At 76.5% G+C, this 3452-nt stretch carries 2 protein-coding genes and 1 pseudogene; all 3 read right to left on the bottom strand.

Features of this window, described 5'->3' with window-relative positions:
• Nucleotides 1-220, bottom strand: a pseudogene (locus CCS38_RS13390) (hypothetical protein); the annotation flags it as partial.
• Between the two features lie 5 nt (nt 221-225).
• Entirely contained in the window at nt 226-1221 is a 996-nt protein-coding gene (locus CCS38_RS13385; protein ID WP_223733467.1) for an AAA family ATPase, read from the bottom strand.
• Between the two features lie 15 nt (nt 1222-1236).
• The coding region (locus CCS38_RS13380; RefSeq protein WP_223733466.1) for a VMAP-C domain-containing protein at nt 1237-3452 on the bottom strand (2216 nt) is incomplete at its 5' end.

Raw genomic sequence — 3452 nt, 5'->3', positions numbered from 1 at the left:
GGGAGCGGGAGGGCAGCACCGGCTCCCCGTCCGGCGCCTCGGGCGCCGACGGGTCGTCCGGCTCCGGCGGCGCCGTCCCGTTCCCCGGCTCGGGGTCCGGCGCCGTGGCCGCCTCCTCCGGCGCGGGCAACCGGGTGGCCAGCCAGAGCGCGTCCAGCAACTCCTGCGGCGACAGCTCCACTCCGCTGTCGCCCAGGATGCGGCGGGCCCGCTCCGGCATCGTGGCTACACCGTCCCGCCGAGCCGGTGCAGCACGGCCTTGCGTACCGCCTCGGCGTCGATGTCCACGCCGCCCGCGCGCAGGAAGACGGCGTTCAGCAGCTGGTCGGTGGCGAGTTCGCCGAGCGCGCGGCGGTTCAGGAACGCGGTGAGCAGGTCGTCGACCTCCGGCAGGATGTCCGGGCCCAGGTGCGCCGCGATGATCTCGCGCAGCCGGGTCTCGTCCGGGTCGGGCAGATCCAGGCGGACGCAGCGGCGCAGGAAGGCGGGCGGGAAGTCCCGCTCGCCGTTGCTGGTGATCACCACGACCGGGAACTCCCGGCAGCGGACCCGGCCGCGGTGCACCGGCTCGGTTACGCCCGGATCGGCGGTGAGCACGTCCACGTCGGCCTGGTCCTCGGGCAGCCGGGCCAGCTCGGGGATCTCGAACTCGCCGCTCTCGAAGACCGCGAGCAGGTCGTTGGGCAGGTCCACATCGCCCTTGTCCAGCTCGTCGACGAGCAGCACGCGCGGCCGGTCGCGGGGCGCGAGGGCGGTGCCGAGCGGGCCGAGCCGGACGAACGTACCGATGTGCGGCTCCGGTTCGTCCCGGTCGCGGCGGAGCGACGCCTCGCGTAGCCGCCCCACCGCGTCGTACCGGTACAGCGCGTCCTGCAGCGTGGCGCGGCTGTTGACCGGCCAGTGCAGCACCCGGCCGAGCGACAGCTCGTGCGCGATGGCCTGCGCGAGCGAGGACTTGCCCGTCCCGGGATGGCCGGTGACCAGCAGCGGGCGGCGCAGGTGCAGCGCGGCGCTCACCACGTCGGCCTGCTCCGGGCCGATCAGATACGGGCCGCCGCCCGGCCCTGCGGCGGACGTCTCCGCACGCGCGCCACCGAACCGGCGCCAGGGCGGCGCCTCGGGCATCGGGGGCCGCCGGGCCCGGCCGTCGCCGCGGAAGAGCCGCCAGCCGTCCGCGGCGCCGGTGCCGCGGTCGTCGGCGGGTGCGTTCTCGGTGCTCATGGCTCCCTGGACTTCCTACAGTTCCGCTCGCTCGGAAGGGTCGGTCAGCTGCGCGGTCAGCGGCAGCGGGCGGCCCGGATCGTCCCACACCAGGACCGGACGGGCACGGTGCTCGTCGGGGGAGCGGCGGGCCTTGGCCCGGTACTCCCTTACGGCGTCGGGCAGTTGGTGCACCCGCGAGGGCGGGTCGAGCGCGAAGAGCCGGCCGCCGTCCCCGTGTTCCCCGCGGTCCCACAGCAGTACTGGTACCCCGCAGGCCAGGCACCATGTGGCGGTCCTGGCGCGGGTGCCGTGCGGGGTGCCGATCACCACGACGGACGCGTCCAGGTCCTCGTCGAGCAGCCCGGCCACCCGGCCCGGGTCGTCGTGCGCCGCGTCCAGCCGCACCGCGCCCTTCTTGCCCAGCGCCCGCCACCGGCGCCGCCACACCCCGTCGCTGTCGGCCAGCCGCCGGATGCTGGGGCAGCGCAGCACCATCGGGTAGCGGGTGCCGACCACCTTGGGCGGCAGCGGGCCCTCGCCCGCGGCGTCCAGCGAGTCCAGATCGATCTCCAGATCGCCGTGTTCCACGATCAGTTCGACGGCCGGCCATGCCTGCCCGACCGAGGCGCCGGCCAGCCGGTCCAGGTGCTTGTGCAGGACCTTGACGATCTCGGCCGGGGTCAGCGGGTCGGCGCCCGCACCGGCCGCGGGCTGCAGCCGGCCGTCGCCCACGTCCGTCCAGAACCCCACGTCGTACCGGCGGGTGCGGCCGTGGCCCGTGCCGCCGGTCAGCTCCACGACCAGCCGCGGCGGCGCGCTCACCGCGGACTGCGCCCACTGGTCGGCGTCGGCGCGCCGGTCGGCGAGGGTGGCCGCGTCGATGCCGAGGTGGCCCGCCATCCGCTCGTTCCACAGCCGCAGTTCGGTGCGCTGGGCGAGCGGGCTGCCGAGCGCCGCGACGAACTCCACCGCGCGCAGCAGCGCCGGCACGCCCGGTGTACCGGCCGGCACCTGCCGCCCGTCGCCCGCGCGGCTCTCCAGCGCGGTCACCCAGTGCCGCGCGTACGCGGCGAAGACCTTCGGGTCGCTGAGCCCCGTACCGTCCACCACCTCGTCCGGCAGCGGATACGGGAACGCACTGCGGGTGGCCTCGGGGACCCGCCGCCGGACGTCGTCGGGGAGCGTGCCGAGCAGCTGCAGCAGCGCCTGCTCCTCCCACGGTGACATCCAGCGGTCCGTCAGGCGCGGGGTGAGCCGGGCCAGGTCGCGCAGCGCGCGGGCGTTCACCGGGTCGTACGGCGCGAGCACCTCGGCGAGCGCGGGCACCGCCCGGTCGACGGTCAGCAGGACCTCCGTCCACTCCTCCAGGGTGGGCAGCGAGCCGTCCTCGGGGTGCGGCAGCCGGCACCGCTCGGCGAAGCGCGCCGCGTGCTTGCGGACGTGCGCCTCGTCGGGCAGCGCGCGGTCCAGCAGTACCCGCAGGTCCTCGCGGAGCCGGTCGGGGGTGCGCTGCTGCGGCACCGGGTCCGTGCAGTCCGCGAGCAGCGCGCGGGCGCCCGCGGCGATCAGCTCCTCCTTGATGACCTGCCAGGAGAACGACCAGCTCAGCCGGGTGGTCATGGTGGGGTCGTAGGGCCCGGTCCCGTGCGTGACCATGGCGGCGACCAGCCCGACCGCGCGGTGGTCGTCCACCGACCAGACCGGGCCGCCGCTGTAACCGCCGCGGATCGCCGCGCCGGTGGGCCGCCCGTGCACATAGCCGATGCCGCCCTCGCAGGAGACGACCCGGCCGTACGCGGTGTGCTCGGGGTCGCCGGTGCCGTACCGGGCGCGGACGGTCCGGTCGCCGGTCATCGCGGTCCAGCGGGGCGGGGTGACGCCGGGCGGCGGGTCGCCGGCCAGCTCCAGTACGGCGAGGTCGCCGCGCCAGCGCCGGGCGCCGGGCGGCACGGGGCAGTGCCGCTCGGGGAACTGCTCGTCCCGCGGCGGTATCCAGTGGGTGAGCCGGGCGGTGCCGCGGGTGTCGTGCGTGGCGCCGGGGAAGCCCACCGTCAGCTCCACCGCGCCGGGGTGGGAGTGCTCCAGCCGGTCCCGGCCGGCCGCGAGGTTGACTACATGGGCGCAGGTGAGGACGTGCCGCGGGGTGAGGCAGACACCGGCGCCGACCGTGCGGACACCGCCGCCGGGCGCCGCCGCGACGGGGCTCGGGTCGTATGTGCCGAGCGCGCCGCCGCCGAGCGGGGTGGCGA

The sequence above is a fragment of the Streptomyces purpurogeneiscleroticus genome, from assembly GCF_020024005.1.
Lineage (GTDB): Bacteria > Actinomycetota > Actinomycetes > Streptomycetales > Streptomycetaceae > Streptomyces > Streptomyces purpurogeneiscleroticus.
Note: the sequence above shows the minus strand (reverse complement) of the source record. Positions and strands in the feature narration are given on the sequence as shown.

Excerpts from the sequence above, each read along its gene's own strand:
- CCS38_RS13385 (WP_223733467.1), bottom strand. The coding sequence starts at position 1,221 with ATGAGCACCGAGAACGCACCCGCCGACGACCGCGGCACCGGCGCCGCG.